This is a genomic window from Clostridium sp. AF15-41, from assembly GCF_003604095.1.
Lineage (GTDB): Bacteria > Bacillota > Clostridia > Lachnospirales > Lachnospiraceae > Coprococcus.
This window is the reverse complement of record NZ_QTMQ01000006.1, coordinates 3,094-28,851: the sequence shown is the minus strand read 5'-3', so window position 1 is coordinate 28,851 and position 25,758 is coordinate 3,094. Positions and strand designations below refer to the sequence as shown.

At 40.5% G+C, this 25,758-nt stretch carries 25 protein-coding genes; 2 read left to right on the top strand and 23 right to left on the bottom strand.

All coding sequences use genetic code 11. The features are described from left to right. The first annotated feature begins 234 nt into the window (after positions 1-234). Positions 235-783 (top strand): DUF4364 family protein, encoded by a 549-nt coding sequence (locus tag DWW43_RS05975; RefSeq protein WP_044944871.1) that lies wholly within the window; start codon positions 235-237, stop codon positions 781-783. Positions 784-841: 58 nt separating this feature from the next. Here DWW43_RS05975 and yihA read toward each other — a convergent pair whose 3' ends face one another. The 22 genes from yihA to DWW43_RS05865 all read right to left on the bottom strand — a co-directional run bounded on the left by yihA (position 842) and on the right by DWW43_RS05865 (position 23,218). After that, positions 842-1,447 carry a ribosome biogenesis GTP-binding protein YihA/YsxC gene (gene yihA, locus DWW43_RS05970; protein WP_008400603.1) on the bottom strand — a complete coding sequence of 202 codons (606 nt, stop codon included), beginning with the start codon at positions 1,445-1,447 and terminating at the stop codon, positions 842-844. After that, positions 1,444-3,774, bottom strand: coding sequence for an endopeptidase La (gene lon, locus DWW43_RS05965; protein WP_008400602.1), 2,331 nt, complete (start codon positions 3,772-3,774; stop codon positions 1,444-1,446). Before lon ends, yihA begins: the two co-directional genes overlap by 4 nt. Positions 3,775-3,829: 55 nt before the next feature. Further along, complete coding sequence (gene clpX / locus DWW43_RS05960; RefSeq protein WP_008400600.1) at positions 3,830-5,122, bottom strand: ATP-dependent Clp protease ATP-binding subunit ClpX; 1,293 nt, start codon at positions 5,120-5,122, stop codon at positions 3,830-3,832. Between the two features lie 17 nt (positions 5,123-5,139). Next, positions 5,140-5,721, bottom strand: a complete 582-nt coding sequence (gene clpP, locus DWW43_RS05955; protein ID WP_008400599.1) for an ATP-dependent Clp endopeptidase proteolytic subunit ClpP — start codon at positions 5,719-5,721, stop codon at positions 5,140-5,142. A 38-nt stretch (positions 5,722-5,759) separates the two neighbouring features. Next, on the bottom strand, positions 5,760-7,046 hold the full coding sequence (gene tig, locus DWW43_RS05950; protein WP_008400597.1) for a trigger factor: 1,287 nt from the start codon (positions 7,044-7,046) through the stop codon (positions 5,760-5,762). A 264-nt stretch (positions 7,047-7,310) separates the two neighbouring features. Further along, the gene (locus DWW43_RS05945; protein ID WP_021944153.1) at positions 7,311-7,526 is read right to left on the bottom strand and encodes an alpha/beta-type small acid-soluble spore protein; all 216 of its coding nucleotides are present in this window, start codon (positions 7,524-7,526) and stop codon (positions 7,311-7,313) included. Between the two features lie 131 nt (positions 7,527-7,657). Then, entirely contained in the window at positions 7,658-8,725 is a 1,068-nt protein-coding gene (buk, locus tag DWW43_RS05940; RefSeq protein ID WP_008400594.1) for a butyrate kinase, read from the bottom strand. A gap of 51 nt (positions 8,726-8,776) precedes the next feature. Next, positions 8,777-9,697, bottom strand: a complete 921-nt coding sequence (gene ptb / locus DWW43_RS05935; RefSeq protein WP_044944867.1) for a phosphate butyryltransferase — start codon at positions 9,695-9,697, stop codon at positions 8,777-8,779. 116 nt (positions 9,698-9,813) lie between these two features. After that, positions 9,814-10,296: an S-ribosylhomocysteine lyase gene (locus DWW43_RS05930; RefSeq protein ID WP_044944886.1), complete on the bottom strand. Its 483-nt coding sequence runs from the start codon at positions 10,294-10,296 to the stop codon at positions 9,814-9,816. Between the two features lie 78 nt (positions 10,297-10,374). Continuing rightward, entirely contained in the window at positions 10,375-11,073 is a 699-nt protein-coding gene (locus tag DWW43_RS05925) for a 5'-methylthioadenosine/adenosylhomocysteine nucleosidase (RefSeq protein ID WP_119963019.1), read from the bottom strand. Positions 11,074-11,115: 42 nt separating this feature from the next. Further along, positions 11,116-11,625, bottom strand: a complete 510-nt coding sequence (locus tag DWW43_RS05920; protein ID WP_119963018.1) for an isochorismatase family cysteine hydrolase — start codon at positions 11,623-11,625, stop codon at positions 11,116-11,118. Next, positions 11,600-12,736: a hypothetical protein gene (locus DWW43_RS05915; RefSeq protein WP_133302404.1), complete on the bottom strand. Its 1,137-nt coding sequence runs from the start codon at positions 12,734-12,736 to the stop codon at positions 11,600-11,602. Before DWW43_RS05915 ends, DWW43_RS05920 begins: the two co-directional genes overlap by 26 nt. 118 nt (positions 12,737-12,854) lie before the next feature. Further along, on the bottom strand, positions 12,855-13,508 hold the full coding sequence (fsa, locus tag DWW43_RS05910; protein WP_008400586.1) for a fructose-6-phosphate aldolase: 654 nt from the start codon (positions 13,506-13,508) through the stop codon (positions 12,855-12,857). Between the two features lie 107 nt (positions 13,509-13,615). After that, complete coding sequence (locus DWW43_RS05905; RefSeq protein ID WP_008400585.1) at positions 13,616-14,704, bottom strand: DUF2974 domain-containing protein; 1,089 nt, start codon at positions 14,702-14,704, stop codon at positions 13,616-13,618. 20 nt (positions 14,705-14,724) lie between these two features. Next, positions 14,725-15,201, bottom strand: a complete 477-nt coding sequence (locus DWW43_RS05900) for an acyl-CoA thioesterase (protein ID WP_008400583.1) — start codon at positions 15,199-15,201, stop codon at positions 14,725-14,727. Between the two features lie 143 nt (positions 15,202-15,344). Further along, positions 15,345-17,819 (bottom strand): 6-pyruvoyl-tetrahydropterin synthase-related protein, encoded by a 2,475-nt coding sequence (locus tag DWW43_RS05895; protein WP_119963016.1) that lies wholly within the window; start codon positions 17,817-17,819, stop codon positions 15,345-15,347. A 5-nt stretch (positions 17,820-17,824) separates the two neighbouring features. Next, positions 17,825-18,268: a 6-carboxytetrahydropterin synthase gene (locus DWW43_RS05890; protein WP_119963015.1), complete on the bottom strand. Its 444-nt coding sequence runs from the start codon at positions 18,266-18,268 to the stop codon at positions 17,825-17,827. Between the two features lie 4 nt (positions 18,269-18,272). Continuing rightward, positions 18,273-19,406, bottom strand: a complete 1,134-nt coding sequence (locus tag DWW43_RS05885) for a hypothetical protein (RefSeq protein WP_119963014.1) — start codon at positions 19,404-19,406, stop codon at positions 18,273-18,275. After that, complete coding sequence (locus DWW43_RS05880; RefSeq protein WP_119963013.1) at positions 19,399-20,772, bottom strand: TIGR03111 family XrtG-associated glycosyltransferase; 1,374 nt, start codon at positions 20,770-20,772, stop codon at positions 19,399-19,401. Before DWW43_RS05880 ends, DWW43_RS05885 begins: the two co-directional genes overlap by 8 nt. Beyond that, on the bottom strand, positions 20,759-21,349 hold the full coding sequence (xrtG, locus tag DWW43_RS05875; RefSeq protein WP_119963012.1) for an exosortase family protein XrtG: 591 nt from the start codon (positions 21,347-21,349) through the stop codon (positions 20,759-20,761). Before xrtG ends, DWW43_RS05880 begins: the two co-directional genes overlap by 14 nt. 3 nt (positions 21,350-21,352) lie before the next feature. After that, entirely contained in the window at positions 21,353-22,702 is a 1,350-nt protein-coding gene (locus DWW43_RS05870) for a Firmicu-CTERM sorting domain-containing protein (RefSeq protein WP_165853023.1), read from the bottom strand. A 75-nt stretch (positions 22,703-22,777) separates the two neighbouring features. After that, entirely contained in the window at positions 22,778-23,218 is a 441-nt protein-coding gene (locus DWW43_RS05865; RefSeq protein WP_119963010.1) for a 6-carboxytetrahydropterin synthase, read from the bottom strand. 370 nt (positions 23,219-23,588) lie between these two features. On the opposite strand from DWW43_RS05865, the gene DWW43_RS05860 reads away from it, so the two are divergent. Next, positions 23,589-24,905 carry an aspartate kinase gene (locus DWW43_RS05860; RefSeq protein ID WP_044944857.1) on the top strand — a complete coding sequence of 439 codons (1,317 nt, stop codon included), beginning with the start codon at positions 23,589-23,591 and terminating at the stop codon, positions 24,903-24,905. 147 nt (positions 24,906-25,052) lie between these two features. Here DWW43_RS05860 and DWW43_RS05855 read toward each other — a convergent pair whose 3' ends face one another. Continuing rightward, positions 25,053-25,709, bottom strand: a complete 657-nt coding sequence (locus DWW43_RS05855) for a hypothetical protein (protein WP_119963009.1) — start codon at positions 25,707-25,709, stop codon at positions 25,053-25,055. Between the last annotated feature and the right edge of the window lie 49 nt (positions 25,710-25,758).

Genomic DNA, 25,758 nt, shown 5'->3' with positions numbered 1-25,758 from the left:
AAATACTATATATGATTACCTGTGCATCCTGTCATGTCGATATCCGGATGCCATGTGATCGTTTAAATTGATAGACTTAGTATAGCATAAAAAACAATTTTGTAAATCTTTTTCTTTTACAGGAATATTACTACATTTCTTTTGTAGAATATTCTTATATAGAAATATTACTTCATTGATTTTATGCTTTTCTTGTGATACATTTATTCTTACAAAACATACAAAGGATATTATATGAATACAGATTCTATCGTCTTATACAAATTAATTATATTATACATGCTGGATCGGGTGGATTTCACTCTGACTAATTCTCAGATTTCAGATTTTGTTCTGACAAAAGGATATACGAACTACTTCACACTTCAGGAAGCTATCAACGGGCTGATCGAGTGTGATTTTGTCTGTGTATCCATGATACGGTCATCTTCCCACTACAAGATTACAGATAAAGGGGAAGAAGCCTTAAGTATGTTCGAAAATCGTATCCCTTATGCGATCAAGCAGGACATTCTCGACTATTTTGATAATCAGAAGATCAATCTGAAAAACGAATCCGAAATCTATGCAGATTACTCTCTGAATGACTATGGCGAATATTCCGTTAAATGCATTATAAAAGATCGCAAGGAAACCCTTGTCGACCTGAAATTCAACGTACCGACAAAAACGCACGCCATAGCTATCTGCGATAACTGGCGTGCGAAAAGTGCCGAAGTATATGACTATCTCATCAATACTCTCTGGCTGTATTCTGATAATAAGGATGAAAAACAATCCTGATCATTTATATGTATTTCTGTAATACATATAAATGATTTTTTATTTCTCTGATCATATATTATTCAAATTCAGGTTCTGATTCTGCGATCCGGTCTTCGATCAACTGCAGAATCTCTTCTTTCCCCTGCTTGGTCTGTGCCGAAAACGGAATTATAATTGTTCCCTCTACAGGCTGGATCTTCTGTCTGATGATCTTTAAATTCTTCTGAATCTGGCTTCTCTTGATCTTATCAAGCTTTGTCGCAATAATTACCGGTTCGTATCCGTTTTTTACGATCCAGTCATACATGATACAATCATTTTCCGATGGCTCATGTCGAATATCGATCAACAGAAAAACCAGTCTCAGTTGCTTCGAGGTATGCAGATACCGTTCTACCATCTTACCCCATTTTGCACGGATCTCTACGGATACCTGTGCATAGCCATATCCGGGAAGATCGACAAAATACAGATCATGATTAATATTATAATAATTGATCGTCTGTGTCTTACCGGGCTGTGACGATGTTCTGGCAAGTGACTTACGATTTAATAAACCGTTGATCAGTGAGGATTTCCCTACATTGGACTTACCGGCAAATGCAATCTCCGGCATCTCTGTCTCCGGAAGTGTACTTGTAATTCCACATACTGTTTCAAGTTCAGCACTCTTAATTATCATTTCTTTTCTCCTTTTGCAAGTGCGAGGTTCAGCACCTGTTCCATTGTTTTCACACAGGTAATATCTAGTCCGTCTGTGATCTCTGTACTGATATCGTTAAGATCTCTGCGGTTCATCTCAGGGATCAACACCTTCTTAATACCGATCGTTTTTGCTGCCAAAAGCTTTTCTTTTAAACCACCGATCGGAAGTACGCTTCCTCTCAGGGTGATCTCTCCTGTCATCGCAAGATCTCCCCTTACCGGCTTATTAAATATCGCAGAATAAATGGCGGTTGCCATCGTGATTCCCGCCGAAGGGCCATCCTTTGGAACTGCTCCTTCCGGAATATGAATGTGAATATCATGCTTTTCAAAATAATCTTCACCAAGTGTCTCTGATTCCTTCATCGTACGGATATACGATAAACCTGTAACAGCCGACTCTTTCATAACATCACCTAATTTACCGGTAAGTTGTATACTGCCATTTCCGGGCATAATATTCACTTCTATATTAAGTGTTACACCACCTACAGCTGTCCATGCAAGACCTCGCACAGAGCCTACCTTATTGGTCAAATCGTAGCTGTCATCCATATACTTCTCGGTTCCGAGAAGCTGCGGTATCATGTCCTTTGTTACCTTTACAGTCTCCACCTGTTCTGTAAGGATCATTCTGCAGGCTTTTCTGCATATCTTGTCGATATTCCGCTCCAGATCACGCACACCTGCTTCTCTGGTGTAATGACGGATGATGTATTTGATCGCTGATCCATTGATCTTGAACTGCTTCTTGGTCAGTCCGTTTCTCTCGATCGCCTTATTGACCAAATACAGCTTCGCAATGTTGAACTTCTCATTTTCCGTGTATCCGCTAATCTCGATCATCTCCATACGATCGGCTAACGGTCCGGGGATCAGGGATGCATCATTTGCTGTTGCGATAAATAATACCTTGCTCAGATCGATCGGTACTTCAAAATAATGATCGTAAAATTTATTATTCTGTTCACTGTCCAGAACTTCTAACAGGGCAGATGATACATCTCCCTTGTAGTCGCTGCTTACCTTATCTACCTCATCAAGCAATACCAAAGGATTCTCTGTCTTTGTTTTTGCGATAGACTGTGCGATCCTGCCCGGCATAGCACCGATATAAGTTCTTCTGTGCCCACGGATCTCTGCTTCATCCCGAACGCCGCCAAGTGACATACGTATATATTCTTTTCCTGTCGCGGTAGCAATCGATCTTGCGATCGAAGTCTTACCGGTTCCCGGTGGTCCAACCAGACACAGAATCGGCATATTCCCTTTTTCATTTAAAATATGAACCGCCAGATAATCTATGATCCGTTCCTTGACTTCTTCCAATCCATAATGATCCCGTTCCAGAATCTTAATTGCCTCTTCGAGATTATTGTTCTCCTTTGAGGATTTACCCCATGGATAGTCGAGCAAAGTCTCGATATAATTTATAAGAATGCCTGATTCCGCAGCCATCGGTGGTAATGCACGAAGTCTGGATATCTCTTTCGTAAGCTTCTCTTTGACCTCATCCGGAGCCGTCAGTTCCTGCAAACGCTCCATGTATTCATCTGCCGCTTTTTCTGTATTATCATCCTCACCAAGCTCTTTCTTTATAACCTTCATCTGTTCCCTGAGAACATATTCTCTCTGGTGCTTATTTACACAATCCTGTAATTTCTCCTGAATCTCCTGGCGGATAGCTAAGATCTCCATCTCCTCATCCATCGTCTGAAGAATCTTCATTACACGTTCTTTTACATCGAGGGTTTCCAGTATCTCCTGCTTCTTCGTATATGGCGCAGGAATGAATTCTGTCACTCCATCGGCAAATTTTGCAAGATCATCGATCGTAAGCAGTCTTTTATATAACAGCTTATTTGTTCCCATGCCATTTGCAAATGCCTGTCTGAGCTTATCCGTGAGCATACGGCTCAATGTTTCTTCCTCTGCAGCATCCAGATGGTTTGTTTCTTCTGTATCTATATATTCAAAATCCGCATTATATGCTCCGTCTTCCTTGTAAAATGATACGATCCTGGCACGTTTTTCTGCCTCGATAAGAATTCGGACTGTTTTGTTCGGCATCTTCAGATATTGCTTGATCTTTGCTGTAACACCGATCGGATACAGATCAGGAGCTTTGGCATTCTCCTTCACTTCCTTCGCTGTAACCAACAGGATACTGCAATCACCCTTCATCGCATTAGCAACTGCTTCACAGGACTCCTTACTGATCACATCCAGATGTGAGGAAGTATCCGGCATAATAACAATATTGTTCAAAACGATCATCGGTCTGTTCCAGACGATATTATCCATACTTTTATCTCCTTTATATCAAAAAACCGGGATGTATAACATCCCGGCTCCCTGTTTAAGCTATTTCATCACTGTTTTTTACTGAACGCTTCTTCTTTATCTGCTTTTTCTCAGCCGGATTATCAGAATAAGTGATTTCTGGTTGTGCTCCATCCGTTATAACCTCTTTTGTGATCACGCACTTTGCAACTTTGTCATCCGACGGAATCTCATACATAAGATCAAGCGTTGCTTTCTCTATGATGGAACGAAGTCCTCTGGCTCCGGTCTTTCTCTCCATCGCCTCTTCTGCTATAGCGTAGAGTGCATCTTTATCAAATTCCAATTCCACGCCATCTAATTCAAATAACTTTTTATACTGCTTGCAGATCGCACTCTTTGTATCTGTCAGGATTCTTACAAGTGCATCCTTATTCAACAGATCCAGCGTAACCGTGATTGGCAGACGTCCGACAAATTCAGGTATCAATCCATATTTTACAAAGTCTTGAGGAGTTACCTGCTTTAAAAGTTCTCCAATATCCTGCTCTGTCTTATCTACAACCTCAGCATTGAAGCCGATAGCTTTCTTACCGATTCTGTTATCAATGATCTTTTCCAGACCATCAAATGCTCCACCGCATATAAATAAAATATTCGATGTATCAATCTGTATAAATTCCTGATGTGGATGTTTTCTGCCGCCCTGAGGTGGTACTGATGCAACCGTACCCTCCACGATCTTTAACAAAGCCTGCTGTACCCCTTCACCGGATACATCCCTGGTAATAGATACATTCTCACTCTTTTTCGTGATCTTATCAATCTCATCAATATAGATAATTCCATGCTCTGCACGTTCTACATCATAATCAGCTGCCTGGATCAGCTTCAGAAGAATATTTTCTACATCTTCACCAACATATCCGGCCTCCGTCAATGCAGTTGCATCGGCAATGGCAAACGGAACATTCAGGATCTTTGCAAGCGTCTGTGCCAGATATGTCTTACCGGAACCGGTTGGTCCTACCATGAGAATATTACTCTTTTGAAGCTCTACGTCAAAATCTTTATCTGCCATGATACGTTTGTAATGATTGTATACCGCAACAGATAAGACCTTCTTTGCTTCTTCCTGACCGATTACATACTGATCCAGAAATTCACGGATCTCCTTTGGTTTCAGTAAATTAATGGAATCTTCAGCACCTGTTTCTTCCAGTTCTTCATCAACGATCTCTGCGCATATCTGTACACATTCATCACAAATATAAGCGTTTGGTCCTGCTATAAGTTTTCTGACCTGATCCTGCGTCTTATTGCAGAAGGAACATCTAAGTAGTTTTCTATCTTCACTACGATTTGCCATTCCAATACCTCTTTATACTATCTTTTTGCGATCACACTGTCGATCAGACCATATGCACATGCTTCTTCTGCTGACATCCAGTTATCTCTCTCTGTATCAGCAGCAATTGTCTCATATGGTTTTCCGGTATTCTCGCTTAACATTCTATTTAATTTCTCTTTTGTCTTTAAAATATGCTTTGCAGCAATTTCAATCTCTGTAGCTTGACCCTGTGATCCGCCGGATGGCTGATGGATCATGATCTCGGCATTTGGAAGTGCAAATCTCTTACCTTTTGCACCACCTGCAAGCAGGAATGCACCCATACTTGCTGCCATTCCACAGCAGATTGTAGATACATCACATTTGATGTACTGCATTGTATCATAGATTCCAAGTCCTGCTGTTACAGAACCTCCCGGACTGTTGATATACAATGAAATATCCTTGGATGGATCTTCGGACTCCAGAAACAGGAGCTGTGCGATCACTATACTTGCTGATGTATCATTTACTTCTTCTCCCAGAAAGATAATTCTGTCTTTCAGAAGTCTTGAATAAATATCATATGAACGTTCACCGCGGCTGGTCTGTTCAATGACATAAGGTACTAAACTCATATTTACACCTCCAAAATATCGCAATCAGAAATTATGGATTAAACTTCCTTTGCGTTATCTACAACAACCTTAACTGCCTTTTTAACAGCAAGATCCTTTTTAATGCTATCCTTTTCTGCATCACCCATGAAGCCTTCGATATCTTCTACATTCATCTGATACTGTTTTGCCATAGCTTCCAGTTCTTCGTGTACTTCATCGTCTGATACCTCAATGTTTTCAGCAGCAGCAATTGCTTCCAGAACAAGACGGGATTTGATTCTCTTCTCTGCGTCCGGTTTGATTCTCTCCATTAATGCTTCCTCTGTAATATTGCAGATCTGCATATACTGCTCAAGGTTGATTCCCTGATACTGAAGATTCTGAGCGAACTCATCTTTGATTCTTTCCTGTACATCTGCAACCTGTGCATCTGCAACGTCCATCTTTGCATTCTCGATTACTTTCTCGATCAGCTTGTTTTCTTTCTCGTTCTCAGCATCCTTCTGCTTCTTCTCAGCAGCCTTACTCTTGATATCTTCTTTGTATTCATCTAATGTCTCAAAATCTGAAACTTCACTTGCAAATTCATCATCTAACTCCGGTAATTCTACAGCCTTGATCTCTTTGATCTTGCATTTGAATACTGCCGGCTTACCTGCTAAATCTTCTGCCTGATAATCTTCCGGGAATGTAACATTTACTTCTACATCCTCATCGATGTTCTTACCAACAAGCTGATCTTCGAATGTATCAATGAATGAATGAGAACCAAGAACGAGCTTGTAGTTCTCAGCCTTACCGCCTTCGAAAGGAACACCATCAACAGATCCTTCGAAGTCAAGTGTAACTTCATCATCCATCTGTGCAGCTCTGTCTGTTACAGGGTTATATCTTGAGTTCTCTTTCTGAACTTTTAAAAGCTCTGCCATAACTTCATCATCTGTTACTTCTACGTCAGCCTTTTCTACTTCGAGTCCCTTATAATCTCCAAGTTCAACTTCAGGCTTAACAGCTACTTCTGCTGTAAAGATGAAATCCTTGCCCTTTTCGATCTGAGTTACATCGATAACTGGTCTTGATACAACATCAACATCTGATGCGCTTACTTCCTTTGGATAATACTCATTAATTAATGAATTAGCTGCCTCTTCATAAAATACTGCAGGTCCATACATCTTCTCAATAAATGCCTGTGGTACATGACCCTTTCTGAAACCAGGTACATTGAATTTACCTTTCTGCTTATTGTAGGCAGTTGTCATTGCCTTACCAAACTCCTCTGCCGGTACTGTGATTGTAAGTTTTGCCATACTGTGTTCCAGATTTTCTACTGCTAAACTCATTTTTTTATTTCCTCCTTAAAATTATGCAAATGATGCCTTATGCCATCATCTTTTAATAATATATAAGGCATTATTTAGCATCCATTTATCATTTCGTTTTTATTGTGGGCATAAAAATACCCGCATCAATCATCCGATTATACCATATATACCGGATATATGTCCAGTCCATTTTCTATAATAACGCAGAAAAAGGTTATTGTCTTTTCGACAATAACCCCTTCCTGCTAAGCAAAAGCTATAAGATTCCTCTTATTTTACTGCTTATCTGCCTGACATCTGTTCTTCCTGTCTCTTGATCATCTGACGAACCATCTCGCCACCGATTGATCCGCTCTGAGCAGATGTTAAGTCACCGTTGTAACCATCCTTGAGGTTTACACCAATTTCCTTAGCAACCTCCATTTTGAACTTGTTCATAGCGTCCTTAGCTTCCGGAACACTCATCTTGCTTGTTCCTGTTGAATTTGAACTTGCCATAATACATTTCCTCCAATACATTTATTTAAGACTTTGTTGTCTTGATTCTATTATGTGTATTATAAGAAAAACTATTATGCCAATTTTTGTATTTTTACAGTTCACAGGCAAAATGTCAATCAAGCATCAAATTAATATGTCATCGGCTCTTCTTCGCCATTCATAACTCTTAATGCGCCCTGTGCAAGTGCAAGAAGTTCATCCTCACCAGGATATACTGTAAACGGAGCGATAAATCCGGCTCTCTTTTCCAGTTCCGCACATGTATGCTTGGAATATGCGATACCACCTGTTAAGATGATCTGATCTACTTTGCCGCAAAGTACGGTTGACATAGCACCGATATCCTTTGCTACCTGCTGATGGAATGCGTCCTGAACAAGCTTTGCATGCTCATCACCTTCCTGAACGAGCTTCTCGAGATCTCTTGCATCATTGCTGCCGATATATGCATTAAATCCGCCGTTACCGACAAGCTTCTTTGTAACTTCCTGCTGTGTATATTTTCCTGAAAAGCACATCTTAACAAGATCACCTGATGGAACTCCACCTGCTCTCTCCGGTGAAAATGCACCTTCACCATCCAATGCATTGTTAACATCAACGATACGTCCGTTTAAGTGAGCACCGACAGATACACCACCACCCATGTGTACAACTATCAGATTCAGATCTTCATATTTCTTACCATGCTCTTTTGCATATCTCTTTGCAACTGCCTTCTGGTTTAATGCATGGAATACACTTCTTCTTGGAAGCTCAGGTACACCGGATAAACGGGAGGATGGCATCAGCTCATCTACAACAACTGGGTCTACAATGTAAGATGGAATTCCCAACTCATCGCCGATCTCTCTTGCAAGGATACCACCAAGGTTGGATGCATGCTGTCCCTGCTTACCGATCTTTAAGTCCTCTAACAATTCATCACTTACAGGATATGTACCGCCCGGAATCGGCTTTAACATACCACCACGGCCTACACATACATCTAACGTCTTGATGTCAAAGTTCTTCTCTGCAAGAATGTCAAGGATAACTTTCTTTCTGAAGTCCTTCTGCTCAACGATAAGGTTAAAGCCTGCAAGTTCCTCTGTTGTATGTCTTAATGTTTCTTCAAATAATAAATTCTCGTCTTCAAACACACCTATCTTTGTAGATGTTGAACCCGGATTGATGATCAAAATTTTGTATGACATGTTCTTCCTCCAAAATTCTTATATATTTATTCCGTAACCATAACGGTCTGATTACTGCTCGTTCTTGATCGCCTCTGCAACAACTGCTGCAAGAGCGATAGAATTCATCTTTACTTCAAAGCTGTCTGATCTGGATGTCAGGATAACAGGAGCCTTTGTTCCTGTCAGGATACAACCATTCTTACTTGCTGTTGTATGTGTCAGGCACTTATATACGAGGTTTCCTGCATGGATATCCGGGAATAAGAGGATATCTGCATCACCAACGATCTTACGGTCTTCTGCTCCTTTATGCTTAGCTGCTTCCGGATCGATCGCAAGGTCAAGTGATAATGGTCCGTCAACGATACAGCCTGTTATCTCGCCATTCTCGTTCATCTTTGTAAGCTCTGCTGCATCTACAGTTACAGGCATCTTAGGATTTACAACTTCAACTGCCGCAAGCGGAGCAACCTTTGGACATGGAATACCACAAGCATGAACAACTTTTACTGTATTTTCAATAATTGCTTTTTTATCCTCAAGAGATGGATATGTCATGAATGCTACGTCTGAAAGATATAATAATCTGTCAACACCCGGAACCTCAAAAACTGCTACATGTGATAAAGGCTTACCGGTTCTTAAACCTACCTCCTTATCCAGAACGCTCTTTAAGAAGTTTTTTGTATCAATGATACCCTTCATATACATATCTGCTTTATTATTATGTACCAGCTCAACAGCCTTATGTGCAGCCTGAATACTATCCGGTTCGTTTATGATCTTATACTCATCCAGATTCATATCAAGTTCAGCAGCGATCTTTCTGATCTCAGCTTCATCACCGACGAGGATCGCATCTGCAATACCCTTTTCCTTTGCTGCCTTAACGGCTTCCAGAACAGGCTTGTCCTGAGCACATGCTACTGAAACTGTCTTCTTGCTGCATTTTGCAACCTTGGCTAATAAATCTTCAAAACTCTTACTCATTCGTTTACACCTCTCGCGATTTTTATTCTTTTTCCCATAACTCATGAACTTATTATGGGTTGCCGCTCTCTTCCGGCAATCTTTATCTGTTATCGTATCACTTTGAAAAAAAAAGGTCAACCCTCCGGATAGTTCAGGCGATCTTCGCCTATATTATAAAGAACCTCTTTTAAGAACTTCTCTGCAAGGTAATTTGCCATGTTCAGATTCATGTCCTGATAATTTCCACATTCTCTCGGATTTGCACCCGGAATCGGATCATGATAATGACGTATAAATTCAAACATTGAAATCATCAAATCTACGATATCCTCTGACTTATAATCACCTGCAAGAATCAGATAGAATCCGGTTCTGCATCCCATCGGTCCAAAATAAATTACTTTGTCCTTATAATCCTCATGATTTCTGAGATAAGTAGCTGCGAGATGCTCGATCGTATGAATCTCCGCCGTATTCATGACCGGTTCAAAGTTTGGCTTTGTCATTCGGATATCAAATGTGGTAATAACAGAATCCCCTGCCTTATCCTTTCTGGATACATAAATTCCGGGATTTAATAATAAATGATTAATCTGAAAACTTTTAATCTTTTCCATGGTTTCTTCAGTCTCCTCCTGTTTTATATGATAATTCATCACTTATTTATTTTTACTTCAAGCTTTCTGCTGTCGGTTTTAGCATAATTTTATAAATTCGGTCATAAGCGCTACGCTATTATTGATTGCCATAGCCGCAAAAGACGGATAATCCATTTCCGCACTGTCGTCTGCTTTATCTGAGATCGCACGAATAACCAGATATGGAACCTTATTCATGGTTGCGACATGTCCGATTGATGCTCCCTCCATCTCCGTACAGGTTCCGTCAAATGTATCAACCAGCCATTTCTTCTTGTCCTTACTCGATATAAACTGATCTCCACTGACTACTCGTCCGGTAAAGATATTGACGGAAAGCTCTGCCTGCTTTGCTGCGGCAAGAGCAATCTCCAGCATTTTGACATCTGTCTTGAAGATATTCTCATCTTCTTTTAAATCCGGATTGATTCCCGGTCCATATCCCAGTGCCGAGACATCCATATCATGCTCTAACGCATCCTTTGCTAATACAATATCGCCGATATTGATCTCTGCATTTAATGAACCTGCGATTCCGGTATTTACAATTCCATCTACCGGAAACAGATCGATCATTGCCTGTGTACACATCGCCGCATGAACCTTACCGACACCACATTTTACTATAACTACTTCGCGATCACACAAGGATCCTCTGTAAAACTGCATACCGGCTTTCTCAACAATATGCACCTGTTCCATTTTTTCTTTTAACTTTGCAACTTCTTCATCCATTGCCCCTATAATTCCAAGCATGTCTTAATTCCTTTCTTACTGCTTTTGATCTTTTTATCCTGCTTATTCTTCACCGATCAGCTCGATCTGACACATCTTCATCGTTTCGAATGCCGCCGCCTTTGATTCAGGCGTAACTCCTGCCGTACATCTGACATCGACTGCCACGCGAATCTCCGGATATAACGCCTTTATGATAAGAGCATTTGAAACTACACAGATATCGGTACAAAGCCCGATCAGACAGACATCTTCAAATTCATACCGATCCCAACCTGTATATCCAAAGGATGGCTTATCTATGATCTTACAGCCATCTGCATATATTCCATCTGCGATCTCCCATCCGTTTGTTCCTTTTATACAGTGTTCCACCGGCAGATGTTTCCCCTCATTCGTCTGCAGATAATCTGCCCCATGGGTATCTCTGGTATAAAGCACCTCATCTCCCCTGTTTTTATATTCCTGTATCAACTTTTTGACCGGTTCTACGATTACTTTTGCTTCTTTTGTCCCAAGTGAACCATCAATAAAATCATTCTGCATATCAATTACGATCAGGGTTCGTCTCATTCTTTTCACCATATGACCAGTTCAGGTCACCTTTCCATACATATTTCCATGCAATTACTTTTCGCCAGTCCGTTATAAAAGTCTGATCTGAAAATTTGATCACAAACTGTCGTTTCTTTGATATATATTCTCCGATCTGCCATTGATATATCCCGTTTTTTGTTTTCCAGATATAGATGCATCTGGTACCATTATCCGGGTAACCGAACTTATTTACAAAATTAAAATCCGAAAAATCCAACTGAAAATCGATTGGATCATCTTTTCTGTTATCATCTGTCTGATTTTTAGATTCATCATCTTCCTGCTTATGAAACACATAACGAAATGCTCGTGCTACCCGTGACCAGAATCCCATTTTCCCTGTTTCATTCTTTTTCTGTTCCAACATCGCTTCCCGTTCATGCACCCGATGCATGCTCCACGAATATGTTTCAATATTTTCGATAGCATATTTAATCTTTGTATTAGAAGTAAATTCGCTCTGGATATGAAAACCTTTTTCAAATTCCCTGTGTTCATCCACTATGTGATAATTATTATGCAGAAGTCTGACATTTCCCGGACTGTCTAAATATACGATCTTCCATGTATCTTCTTTGTGATGGATTGTAAGCGTATCCCCATTTATCCTTGTCTTCATATCACAATCAATATACATATGCCGGATCATCTCTACAGACATCATCATAAGTCGGAATAACGCATCATATTCTGCCAATTTGTCATAATCCTCTGCCCCATATCTGAGATACGCTTCTATCGCACACTTTGGGCACTGTTTCATCCACTTCGGATAATTTACCAGATACTTCAGATCATTGTCTTTAATATTTCTTGTAAGAATACAGCTTTTATCATGGATCACATCTTCATTTCTGGAACAGATAAACTTCACATTATCATCCGCCATAATCTTACGTCTGAGTTTTGAATCATTCATCTGTCTGCCGGAATTTCCCTGCTGGCTCTTATCATAATACATTTTCTGCCTCAAGTTCTGTTGTCTGTTATTTTCATTTCGGTAATTTTTCTTTTTTTCATAAGTATTTCGTTCCCCATATACAGATTTGTTCTCTCTCTGGCGGTAATTATTCCTATACTCTGCCAAGTTCCTCTCTCACCACCTTTCCTATCGTTTTTACTTTATAGGACAAATGTACCGTAAAGTAAAAATCGAGCTTATTGTAACATTTTATTCAAACATCTACAATAAATCTAAAAAACTCTTATTCGCCAAATACTGCCTTATAATCTGCCTGAAATTTTGCAATACCCTGATCTGTTAATGGGTGCTTTGTCATCTGCTCGATTACTTTGTATGGTACAGTTGCAATATGTGCGCCTGCCAGAGCACAGTCTGTAACGTGGATTGGATTTCTTACAGAAGCTGCAATAATCTCTGTGTCTAAATCATAATTATCAAATATTGTTACGATATCTTCGATCAGGTTGATACCTGTTGTGCTGATATCATCCAGTCTTCCAAGGAATGGAGATACATAAGATGCGCCTGCTCTTGCTGCAAGAAGTGCCTGATTTGCTGTAAAGATCAGAGTTACATTTGTCTTGATTCCTTCTGCTGATAATACTTTAACTGCCTTTAAGCCTTCTACTGTCATAGGGATCTTAACAACCATGTTTGGATGGATCGCTGCGATCTCTCTGCCTTCTTTGATCATGCCTTCTGCATCTACAGTTGTTGCCTTAACTTCTCCACTGATAGGGCCATCTACGATCGTTGTGATCTCTTTGATAACTTCATTAAAATCTCTGCCTTCTTTTGCGATCAGGGATGGGTTGGTTGTTACACCACAGATAACTCCCATGTCGTTTGCTTTTCTGATGTCATCTACATTTGCAGTATCAATAAAAAATTTCATATTTCTTTACCTCTCTTTGTTTTCCTTTTCATCCACTGTATCTTTCTGCTGATATTACCGTCTCTGCTTATTCTCTCTCAGTTTTTGTCTGTTTTATATAACCTTTTCTAGTTTTCTTTATTTGTGACATTTTTCTTGGTTATCTTTAATAGCGACAGGATTGTCTGGCTGACAACTTTTCGGCTGGCTTCGTCCATCTTCTTGATTGAAGTCAGGATTCTTCCGATATCCTTATACCAGTTATTTTGCAGATCATCCGTGGTCTTCGCATCGCATTCATCTAACAGGTCGAACAGAGAATTTACAAACTGTCTGCGCTGGTCGTAGTCCATATTGTCGATCCATTCTTTTAAAGAAGCATTTAATACACGGCATTCATCTGTGATTCCATCCTCATGGATCAGGGATGGTCCAAGAACCTCCCAACTATATACATCATGCTGCATCAAGCCCTCCTGCATACTTCGGATCACAACATATTTCTCTCTGTGCTCAAGCAGCATTCCCACTACGGAATTCTGTGGTATGTATGTGATCATCCGTGATAGCATTCGGTTGTAACCGGCAAGCTCTAACACATTTGGTTCAAATCCCGGGCCATCCATACTGCATACCTTCAGAATCCTATCCTGCAGAGTACGTTCACAGGTTGCTGCTGCATAGATCGCAAGATTTCCGCCTTTGGAATGTCCGCACAGCAGGAATGTTCCGGGTATCTGTTCTGCTGCCTGCCGCAGATACTCGACTGCTGCCCGCTGAGACGGAACCGGTGAAAGAAATGCCATATTACAATCCTCCCGCCAACCGACAACTGTTTTATCGGTTCCTCGATATACCACGCAGCTTACATCGTCAAATAATTTTACTGTGACTGCTGAAAACTGCTTCTGTATCTCTTCATCCAACTGATTCTCATAACCGCATAAGAGCAGATCACCAAATCGTCTGCTCGCTCCCATTGCAGCAAGCAGCTTCAGATCATCTTCATAAATCACCTGTGTCATGCGTTCCGTATCCCCTAAGAAACGCTCTGCAGCCTCCGCTACCGTGACCGTATGACTAAAATCATCCGGCACGATCCCCTCAAACGGTATATATGAAAATCTTGAAAATACAACTGCATCCACCTCATTAAAAGCCGATGCCTCAAACGGCAGATCACCCCGCCATTCCAGATAGTCTAATATATTTGCCATATTCACACCCCCGGCTTTATCTAAAAACCTTCTTTACGTCTCTGTCCTCTGAGTTCTCTCCGTTTCTCTCCTGCCAGCCATTCTGCTTGTTCACTTTCGTTCTCAAGTGTCAGTCCCGGAACCGGTCTTGGTTTGTCATTTTCATCGACAGCCACCAATGTCAGATACGCCCGATTGATTGAACGCCGGATTCCTCTGTGATCCTCGATATAAGTATCCACACGGACATCCATCGAGGTATGTCCGACATAGGTAATACGGCCTACTAATACGATCAGATCCTTCAGATAAGCACCTCGCATAAATTTCAGATTATCAACCGAAGCTGTGATCACATCTCCATTTGAATGACGGATCCCTACAAGCCCTGCAACCTCATCGATCCATGCCATTAACTGTCCGCCAAATAATCGTCCGGCACCATTTAAATGTTCCGGCCGTACCTGAAAGACCTGCTCTACCATTGAATCACTGACTTTTTTCGTATTTCGCTCCATACACACCGTTCCCTTTCTGTATTTTCATCCTGTTTATAATTGGAGTATTCATCCGTTATTATTCCTGTTCCGCCCATTTTACCATAACAGACGCAAATACACAATCAGCAGTCAGTCTGTCCGACAATACTCTTTTATTCCGTCTATCCTGCAATGCTCTCTTGTCCGATCTGTTTAACAACAGGTTTTCTTCTGTCGCGTACATCCATACTTATACACAGTATAAAGCATATAAATCCCGATATCGTGATAATAATTCCCGGTATAAACAAAGGATATACAAAGGAAATCTCTGTGTGCTTCTCATGCACAACAAGAAGATTCATCTGCTCGGAAATCTCCTGATCAGATGTAAATATATCCTGTGCCGCAATCGACGTATTGACGCCTGTTTCCTGATCAAAATCCGCATCAACATCGATCGATAGTCCATCTTCTGTGTATGATATCGTGATCGGTACAAGTTCTCTGTCCGGAAGCTGTTCATTTGATATCCCGAGCACATCATTTAAGATATCGGTCAGTGCCGCATCCTTCCTATTAACAGCTTCATACATCAGATTCAGTCCGAGGAAATATACATTTGGCAGATCATCTTTCATACCTAAAAACGTCAGCTTCTGTTCACCCATCTGAAACGTTCCGATATCGATATCGGTTCCGGTTATATAAGCTGTACTAAAATCCCTGTCTTTCTCCGCAAAGTCATCACTTCGGATCTCGCTGTTCTGATAAGAAAGGACCGGATATCGTTCATCAAAATGGATCTGCTGTGCAAATACTCCGAGAAACATTTCCTGCTTATTGCTCTTATTAGCCGGAACATGAGTACTGTCGATCACAACTCTGGTACCTGCTGCCGCCACGTCCGTAAGTATCGCTTCTGCCTTACTCTGATTCCTATATTCAAATCCGGTTAAGAACAAAGTATCATACCTGCTCAGTTCTTCCACTGAATAATCCTCGATCACATCCGAGCTTCCTGCCACAAAGGCCGGATAAAGCAGGGTCATTTCATTTGCATATTTTCCGATTGCAAGCCCATAGTATCCGGTGACCGTTCCAAAGTTCTCCGGTGTCTCCCGTTTATAAATATACGCTGTCGTCGTTTCCAGCACCATAGAATAACCGCTAGCTGCAGCATCCTGCTCAATATCAGAGATTGTAATGTCCTGTTTCTCAAGATCAATCTTCCGTATCAGAACCGTATCAGCTCCAAGCTCTACTGCCCGATCAAACAGAAAACGATAGTATTTTCGGTCAAGTGCTTCATTTAACAGAACAATATTATCTCCTGTCTCAGCACCCTGCCATGCCCAGCCATACGTGTACATCGTATGACTGCTGCCACTGATTCCATAGGATGGATAAGAACCGTAAGAGCTCTTATCAATGACAGCCGTCCGCTGGTCTGTCAGTTCCGCGAGCTGATGCATCTCCATTTTCGTTTCATCTGATGTAGCAACGCTGTAAAAATCCAGATTCATACATGATATGCTGTCTACACACAAAAGCGCAGCCAGAAGCACACAATATTTTTTCTTCAGACGAACCCATTCCAGACATGCACTGAAGAAAAAACCATAGGTCATCGGCGCAAACCGGGTCATCCAGAACAACTGGCTGAACGGAAGCTTTACCAATATCTTATATGCAGCAGGCGTTGTACAGGCAAGCATAACCAGTAAAAATACAAAACCGGCTTTCTTTCCGCCTGTTGCAAGCAGGATCCCGGCTATCGCGATCAGTACTGCTGCCAGTCCGAAATAAAAGCTGTCATTTCCTGCACTCAGACGTTTAAATGGATTTAATGAAGTCGCAAGGGGATAGATCAAGGTTGACATAACACTTCCATCTCCACTCTCCGACGTCACAAGCCCGCCTTTTAAAGAAGGAATCACCCATATACCCGCTGCCAGGATTCCACAGATCATATAGATAAGAGCAAATATTTTTCTTCTAGTATCCTTATTCCATATCTGATCGATCAGCAAATATAAAAATGCAGATACACCCATGATCGCAGTAACCATTAGATGCGTAAAACTCATCAATGTCATACAGACAAACAATCCGACAGCTGCACGATTGTTCTTTTTTCTTACATAGAGCCATAAGAACCAGATCACATATGGTACAAGCATCGTCGTCACCATCTGTGGCAGATTTCCCGCTGTAAAATAAATCCTGATATGCTCCGGCATAAAGAACCAGAGCAGTCCGAAGAAGGTTCCAATCACTCTGCGGTTCTCATGGATCCCCCAGAGAATCCACGGAAGTCCACCAACTACGAATATAACAAAGGCAAGCAGCCTGTAAGCCAGAAGAAGATCGCCCCCTGTAAGAAACATCAGTCCCGCCATAATATAATAAGAGAGCGGTCCCCAATATCTGAAAAGCTGGATTCCGTTATACCAGTATGGGGAGAACAACGGAAAGACGTTTCCTTTTTTCAGGCTCTCATACATTTCCTGCGACTTATAGAGATGTCCCCAGATATCACCACCGGACGGCTCATATCCTGACAGCACAAGATACAGTGCAAGCCCTGCACCTGCAAGTAACAGAATGCTTATACATATGCAGTTTTTCCGGATTCTCTTGTGACTGTCTGTCATATCTCTTACTCTCCAATATGTTTTATCTCATCTAAAATCAGGTCTGTAAGCGTCTGCACCGTCTGATTCTGCTCCATCTCCTGCTCATCCAGCATACTGATCACATATGTTCTTCCCGGTGTCTCACTCATCTCGATCATCAGGAAAATCCATCCCATTGCATTTAATATCTCCTGCAATTTTTCTTTAAAATAAAGGCATACGTTTTCGATCGTTGGATTTAATATATCAAACGGCTTTATATCATTCAGATAATTATTCTGAAAAGGTTCCAGAAATTCCTCAACCGCCTTTTCAAGTACATGAAATGGTTCAAAGTTCTCCTTTCCCTTTACCACATGCAGAACTATCTCCCAGGTATGCGGATGTACTTCGCCTAATTTTCCACCGATATAGATAGCATGTCTGGCATCCATATAAAATTTGAATTTATACTGTTGATATCTCATTCTGCTACGCCTCCTCCTGCTTTCTGGTATAAGCATCGTACACATCCAACGGCTTTTTCACTCCAACATCAATTAAGTCATATCGTATCGAGCGATATGCATTCTCGGACTTTCTGATACAGTACCGGTAAATCTCATCCGCCCTGTCTTTTGCCTGCTGTTCATCCAGCCTGTAAATCAGAATAACAAAAAAGCCTTTCTTCACCTCACCCATGATCTCATTTTGATAAAGTCCGGAACGAATCTTTCTCATAAAATGAAAGATCTCCTGTCTGCTGTAATAACGATCCAGCATATCCAGATGAATAAACATATAATGGATCGGTTTTAACGCTTCATCATCCGATTTCTGAAGCATAATACGAAGAAAATTATTATCATAGAATTCATGTGAACTGTTATATTGATTCTGCACATAGATATTCTTTGCTACCTCGTCATCTGAAGTCTTTTCAAACCCCATATTTCCGGCATTACTCGTCACCTTTTCAAGCTTCCTGTTACGTTTGTCCAGTTCTTTTTTCGTACCCTTCAGATTTTTCTCTGCCTTGTTCCATGATTCCAACAATGCAATCAACAGACTGAGCAGAACGACACTTACCAGTCCTGTTGCAATTACAACATAATATCCATGCTTTATTGTAGATGTCCGTTCCAGAATACTATCCATATCAGACACCACACTGATCGTACATTCTTCCTGTCCGACCGTCCATCTGACTGTATTCACTACAACATCCTGTTCTTGTATCATCTTCCAGAATTCTGTGATCTCTGAATATTTACCTAATGCATTCGTTGTATTCTCATTCTTGGCCCACAGCACTTCCGAACCTCTTGTATATACAAAGAACCGTTCTCCTGCGGAAACTGTCTTCTCTTGTAAAAAAGCAAGAACCTCTGCATCTTTTCCTGACTTCTGGACTGACTGAATGTTGTAGGCTAATAACTGTAGATAGTCCTCCTGATCATCCTCATATGCCTGTATAACTGCTTCCCGATTCTGTAATAACTCATAACAGATACATCCCATAAATATCATAATAAACAGGATCACGGTTGCGGATATTGAAAAAATCCTATGATTCGGTGATGTATATAATTTTTTTATCCATGATTGTTTTTTCTCTTTATTCACTGGTATTTACCTCATCTCTGATCTTCTCCAGCACCCAGTGTGCTCCTGCAAAATCATGCATCACGACCTGTTTAAAGTCATTCCATTCTTCATGCAGGTCTCTTGTCCGCCATGTTCTTGTTTTTCTGGTTGAATTAATAATTCCTGCAAACCGGAACCAGAATACAATAAAATTAAACAGCGGAAGTAAAAAGATCAGATACCATTTCCTTGCATAATATTTTCTCAAATATGGAAAATCCTTTAAAAAAAGAATAATACAGATATACAACAGGAAGTTGGCCATACTGTATAAAAAGAATAAGAATACGAGTGATGTCACAATAAGCTTCATCGGATAATTGATAAATGCCAGACAGATAATCGCAAAATACCAGATCATTCGAGGAAACGCAAACGTATGATCATACACAAGGATCCGCATGACGAAATCTTTAAAGAAACTCCTGCCAATGTTCATCTTGTCCTTTCGGAACATATGAAGCACTTCCAGTTCACCGCTCTGCCACCGCTGTCTTTGAACATATAGTTTATTTAAGCTCTCGATCGGATCTACAAAAAAGATCGCATTCGGACAAAGTGCCACACGCTTCTTCATCTGAAACCGTACCTGAAAAGTTACATGAGTATCCTCGCACAGAGTATCCGTATTATATAACTGCGTCTTCATGATCGCAGATTTACGGAACGCCGAAAAAGCACCCGACAGAGTAAAGATACTGTTCAGCTCCGACTGGAAATTACGGCCGGATAGAAATGCCTGACAATATTCACCAAACTCCATCTTCTGCAGTAACCGTAAAGCGCACCGATTCGTCTGATCGATCAACTCCGGATTCGTCAGTACTGTTCCGGTCAGGCTGTGAACTTCCGGTTCATTCTCAAACATTGTTACAATATTTCTGATAGCATCCGGTTCTAACATTCCATCACTGTCAATATGGATAATATATTTACCCTGGCAGTTAAACAATGCCAGATTAAGGGCTTTGGATTTTCCCTGCTTCGAATTCATCCAATTGATCGAGAGATTCGGGAAATCCTTCTGACATTTGCTGTATATCTCAAAGCTGTTATCCTGACTCATATTATTGACAAGCAGAACAAATATCTTATCCTTCGGGTAATTCGATTGATAGATCGACTGCACACAGGCATACAGGGTTTCTGCCGAATTGTAGACCGGAACGATCAGAGATACCTCCGGATAATGGGATAATGGCTTATATTTCTTCTTCATGATCCTGCGTTTTAACAGGATGATAAAGTTCCCGACCGTCGGAATCACTTCCATGATCAACGGAATGATGATCCATGCCACCCAGAAGATCACGGAAGACATAAGCATATTTTTAATTGCTGTCATAACGGAATGCACCTACCTTCTGTCTGACAATCTGTGGTTTCGTAAATACATAGAAATACAGGAATACTGTACATCCATAGAAAAGGATTCTGGCAAATATCGTATGTGCAAAGAAATACATATCGATGCCCCATATATGAACTAGCAGGCAGATAAAGAAGATCCGAAGCACATTTGCAAGGAAGATCGCCATCACTCCGATCATACTTACAACCACTCTCTCATATTTGTCATAGACCGGGAAGAACCAGAGCAGCGCAAGAAACGCCAGCATCTCGATCACACCGGAACACTCAAAATCAATATATAAGGACAGGCTAGTCCCGCCATTCTGGATAAACAGAATCCCCTGCTGAAAATAAGAATCATAGAGATACGTCAGCCCACCGATCACACCGGCAACAGCAGAGACGGCCTTTTGAAGCGGAACTACGACATACGGTTCTATCAGTATCAGACTGAAAATAAACAATCCCACACTTCCGCAGATATAATACCAGAAATTCAATTTTGCCCGATATAATACTGTTAATATATAGATCCAACCAAGAAGACAGACAAATACCAGCCAGTTCATCCTCTACCTTTTATCCTTTCTTTTCTTTGCAACATAGCCTGCTGCCAGTAACAGAGCGATCAACACACCTACGACCGGTCCTGTAGAAGATCCGGCAATCGACACACCCTGACCTCCGATATTCGGATTCTGGATCGTGATAGTTCCCATCTCATCCGCAGGAATACCTGTTAATTCTGCCAGACGTTTCAGACTGAGCGAGAATTCAACCTCATCTCCCGGCGTATTATCCTTATGTTCTGCATCATACACTGTATATGCTACTTTACTGTCACATTCATTATTATTTCCATATCCGATAAAAGCTTTCAAGTTGGTATGGATTCCTTCTGATCTCGGAACCTGCGTACTCCAGTCGATATTTCCGTTCTTTTCCGGCTGGATCTGCATGGCAAATGTCTTGCCGTTGATCGTCAGATACCAGATCTGAAGCTGCATACCGGAGGTATATAATTCATTCATCTTAAAATGGCCATATAAAGTATCCCCGTCTAATGCAAGCTGACCATAATGATTACACTGTTTGTTATTACTGGAATATGTAATCTCCGTCTTCGGTCTTCCTTCCCAATCATCATAATATCCATCAATCTGGATATTGCCGCCTACATGGATTCCGCCTGTTGTTTCTGTTGTTGCCTCGTCCGTCATTTCTCCGGTAGTGCTTGCATTATTGTTATCCTCCGATGTAGTCTCAGGAATTGTTGCACTGCTGTCTTCTGATTCCGTACCGGATATCTCTGTTGTATCATTTTTTTCAGTTTCAGTTGTATCTTCGGTCGTCAGAATTTCTTCCGTTGAGTCCTTCTCTGTAGCAGATGTAATTTCTTCCGTATTTTCTGTAGAAGCTTCTTCCGTAGTATTCTTTGTTCCAATCGTAACTTCCGTGCTCTGCCCTTTATATGTTACCTTCAGCGTATCAAGATTAAAAGCCTCATAAGTATCAAGTGGAACCTGAATCTTCCATGTCATAAATTCATATCCGTAATATTGTTTTTTCCCGGTATTTGTAACTGTTCCGGAAGCCGCACTGATTTCCGAACTCCATGCATCCTTTACTGAAAATGAACTTCCGTCTCCATTATTTTCATTATTCAATATGATCGCATTCAATCGATCCAGTGACACTCCGTCTGCCGACAGGTCAAAGCGCTCATTCAGATATCCTGACCAGCTCCCATTATAACGGATACACAAATAATTATTATCCGTATATATATCCACTGTATTTCCATTATCCTCAAACGTTGCTGCCTGACTCCTCATTCCTGTCATTGGCATACAGGAAACAGCAATCAATAATACCACTATCCCTACAGTTATTAGTTTTTTACAGATTTTCTTATGTCTCATCATACATGCCTTCTTTCTGTCTGTTTTATGACATTCCACACAAAAAAGACCCATCTTATCCGAATGAGTCCCTATCTATTTTTTCTGGTCAGGCATCTGTTTCTTATAGAACAAGATTGCCTCCAGATTTTCTCTGCTCCGTTTCTCATTAACCGTCGGTAACAAAATGCGATCACATACCTGATACACCCCAAGCGGTGTATCCCCTATATCAAGCTGCATCAGCTCCGCATTCAATTCCGATAATTTTATCTTTAATTGTTCGTAAAAATAATCTCCGATTGCCTCTATACTTGCATTCCCGGCAAAACAGGGAAGTTCATTCAGATACATGCCCTCATATCTGCCGAGAAAAATCTCAATCATTCTGTCAAGCCGTTTAAAATCCATATCTCGGCCGGAATGATTACGAATATACAGTATCATCGTGAATGTATGACTGTGTACCTGTTCTTTATTTCCATCAAAGCTATGACTGGCGTTAAAATGATACTGACACTTATAATAATCAATCACATTATCACCTCAATCTTCTAGCCGTTTGGGCATTATGCTACCTTTTCGACTGCCATTTTAGTATAGAAAACAAGCAAATTCAAGGAAGTACAACGTTTTTTCACATTTTGGAATAACGAATTTTTTCATCTGTTTCAGTCATTTTGCACAATTTACATGTAAAATCCATATTCTTATATTTCATCTATCAAAAATCTCTGATTATTTCTGAAAAGGTTCAACATTTTGCCTAAAACAAAACCATTATACAAGAGGTTTTTATTCGATCATTCAAAATTCAAAAAAATCACATTTTTTCCTTGTCTAATCGGCACAATAATATTAAGATAGAGATAATTTGTAAATAAAAATAAAAATGCAGGAGTTTATTATGAAGAAAGTTGTTAAATTTGGTGGAAGTTCCCTTGCAAGTGCAGAGCAGTTCAAGAAGGTCGGTAAAATCATCCATGCAGATGATAGCCGTGTATATGTTGTTCCTTCTGCTCCGGGAAAAAGATTTGATGGAGATACTAAGGTAACCGATATGTTACTTCATGCATATCAGACCGCCAGCGAAGGCAATGATGTTGACGAAGAATTAAAGGCGATCAAAGCAAGATATGATGAGATCATCACAGGTCTTGAGCTGAAGGATTTCAGTCTGGATGACGATTTTGCGGAGATCAAAAAGAACCTCGCCGAGAATCCTCAGAGCGATTATGCTGCATCCAGAGGTGAATACTTAAACGGTAAAGTCATGGCAGCTTACCTTGGTATTCCATTTATCGATTCGGCAGAAGTCATCTTCTTCAACGAAGAAGGAAATCTGAATGATTATAAGACATACAAGCGTCTGACCGAGCGTCTCGCTCAAAATGAACGTGCCGTTATCCCCGGCTTCTACGGAATGGGTAAAGATGGAAATGTTAAGACCTTCTCTCGTGGTGGTTCCGATGTAACAGGTTCTATCGTTGCAAGAGCCAGCCGCGCAGATGTATATGAGAACTGGACAGATGTATCCGGTTTCCTTGTAGCTGACCCAAGAATCGTTCCGGATCCAAAGCCGATAAAATATATCACATACCGCGAGCTTCGTGAGTTATCCTACATGGGTGCTTCCGTTCTCCACGAAGATGCAATCTTCCCTGTAAGAAGCTGTGGTATTCCTATCAATATCAAGAATACAAATGCACCGGAAGATGCAGGAACATGGATTGTTGAAAGTACCTGCCAGAAGCAGGATTATGTCGTAACCGGTATTGCCGGAAAGAAAGATTTCTGTACAATCTTCATTACAAAAGCAATGATGAATTCAGAGATCGGCTTCGGTCGTAAAGTTCTTCAGGCATTTGAGGAAAACAACATCTCCTTTGAGCATATGCCATCCGGTATTGATACTATGACCATCGTTGTTCATGCAGACGAATTCATCGATAAGGAACAGAGCGTTGTATCTGCTATCCATCGTCTGGCAGAACCGGATTCTGTTGAGATTGAATCCGGTCTTGCACTGATCGCGGTTGTAGGTCGTGGTATGAAGTCAGCCAGCGGTACAGCAGGCAAGCTTTTCACTGCTCTCGCAAACAAGGGCATCAATATCAAGATGATCGATCAGGGTTCTTCTGAGCTTAACATCATCATCGGTGTTGAAAACCGTGACTTCGAGACAGCCATCAAAGCAATCTACAGCACCTTTATTACAAAATAATATTTATATCGTGGGCAATTATCAGAGCACATTGTATAAATACAGACTTTAGCTTATTGTCCTCGCACAGGTAATACAAACGCCTGTCATTGGTTCTTATTCAATCCAATGACAGGCGTTTGTATTCATATTAAATATATTCCCACTTTACCAGACATCATTATAATTCTGATATGTAATTTTTTTAAACTTTCCTAATGATTTTACTTTTTTCTGATAAGCTCTTTTTGTTGTTCTCTTACCATTTACATAATACTCGTTTATTGTTTTATACGTTACCGGATCCATCCGTGTGCTATATTTCGCGACCTCTGTTCCACCCGATTTGGTCTTTTTAAAATATGTTTTTACATATAAGCCCATATGTCCACCAAATTCATCTACAAATGCTTTATCAGACATTTTTGTTATACGTGTATATATACCATGTTGGTCACTCTTTGTACTTTTGCTTCTAAGCTTTCCTTTATAATAATATTTAAACTTTAAAGGTTTCCCATTTGTCTTATATGCTGCCCTCCACTGCCAGGAAGCTCCTGCTGCACTGTAAACCAAAAGTTCTTTTTTTCCATCATTATTAATATCCGCAAATGCTATCTCCGTATGTTCCTTTGTATCATTTACATACGAAGTCCACCAAGATGGCCAATTTGTCTTATAAAAATATTTATCCAAACACTTCTTGTATGTTGCCTTTTGCTTTTTAGTAAGCTTAGATGCTGCCTCGCTTCCACTACATGGCAGTATAAGTGCAACGATCAATAATGCACATAATAAAATAATACTTCTTTTTCTTTTTTTCATTTGTAAATGTCTCCCTCCAAATAATTGATATATAAATAATAATATATAT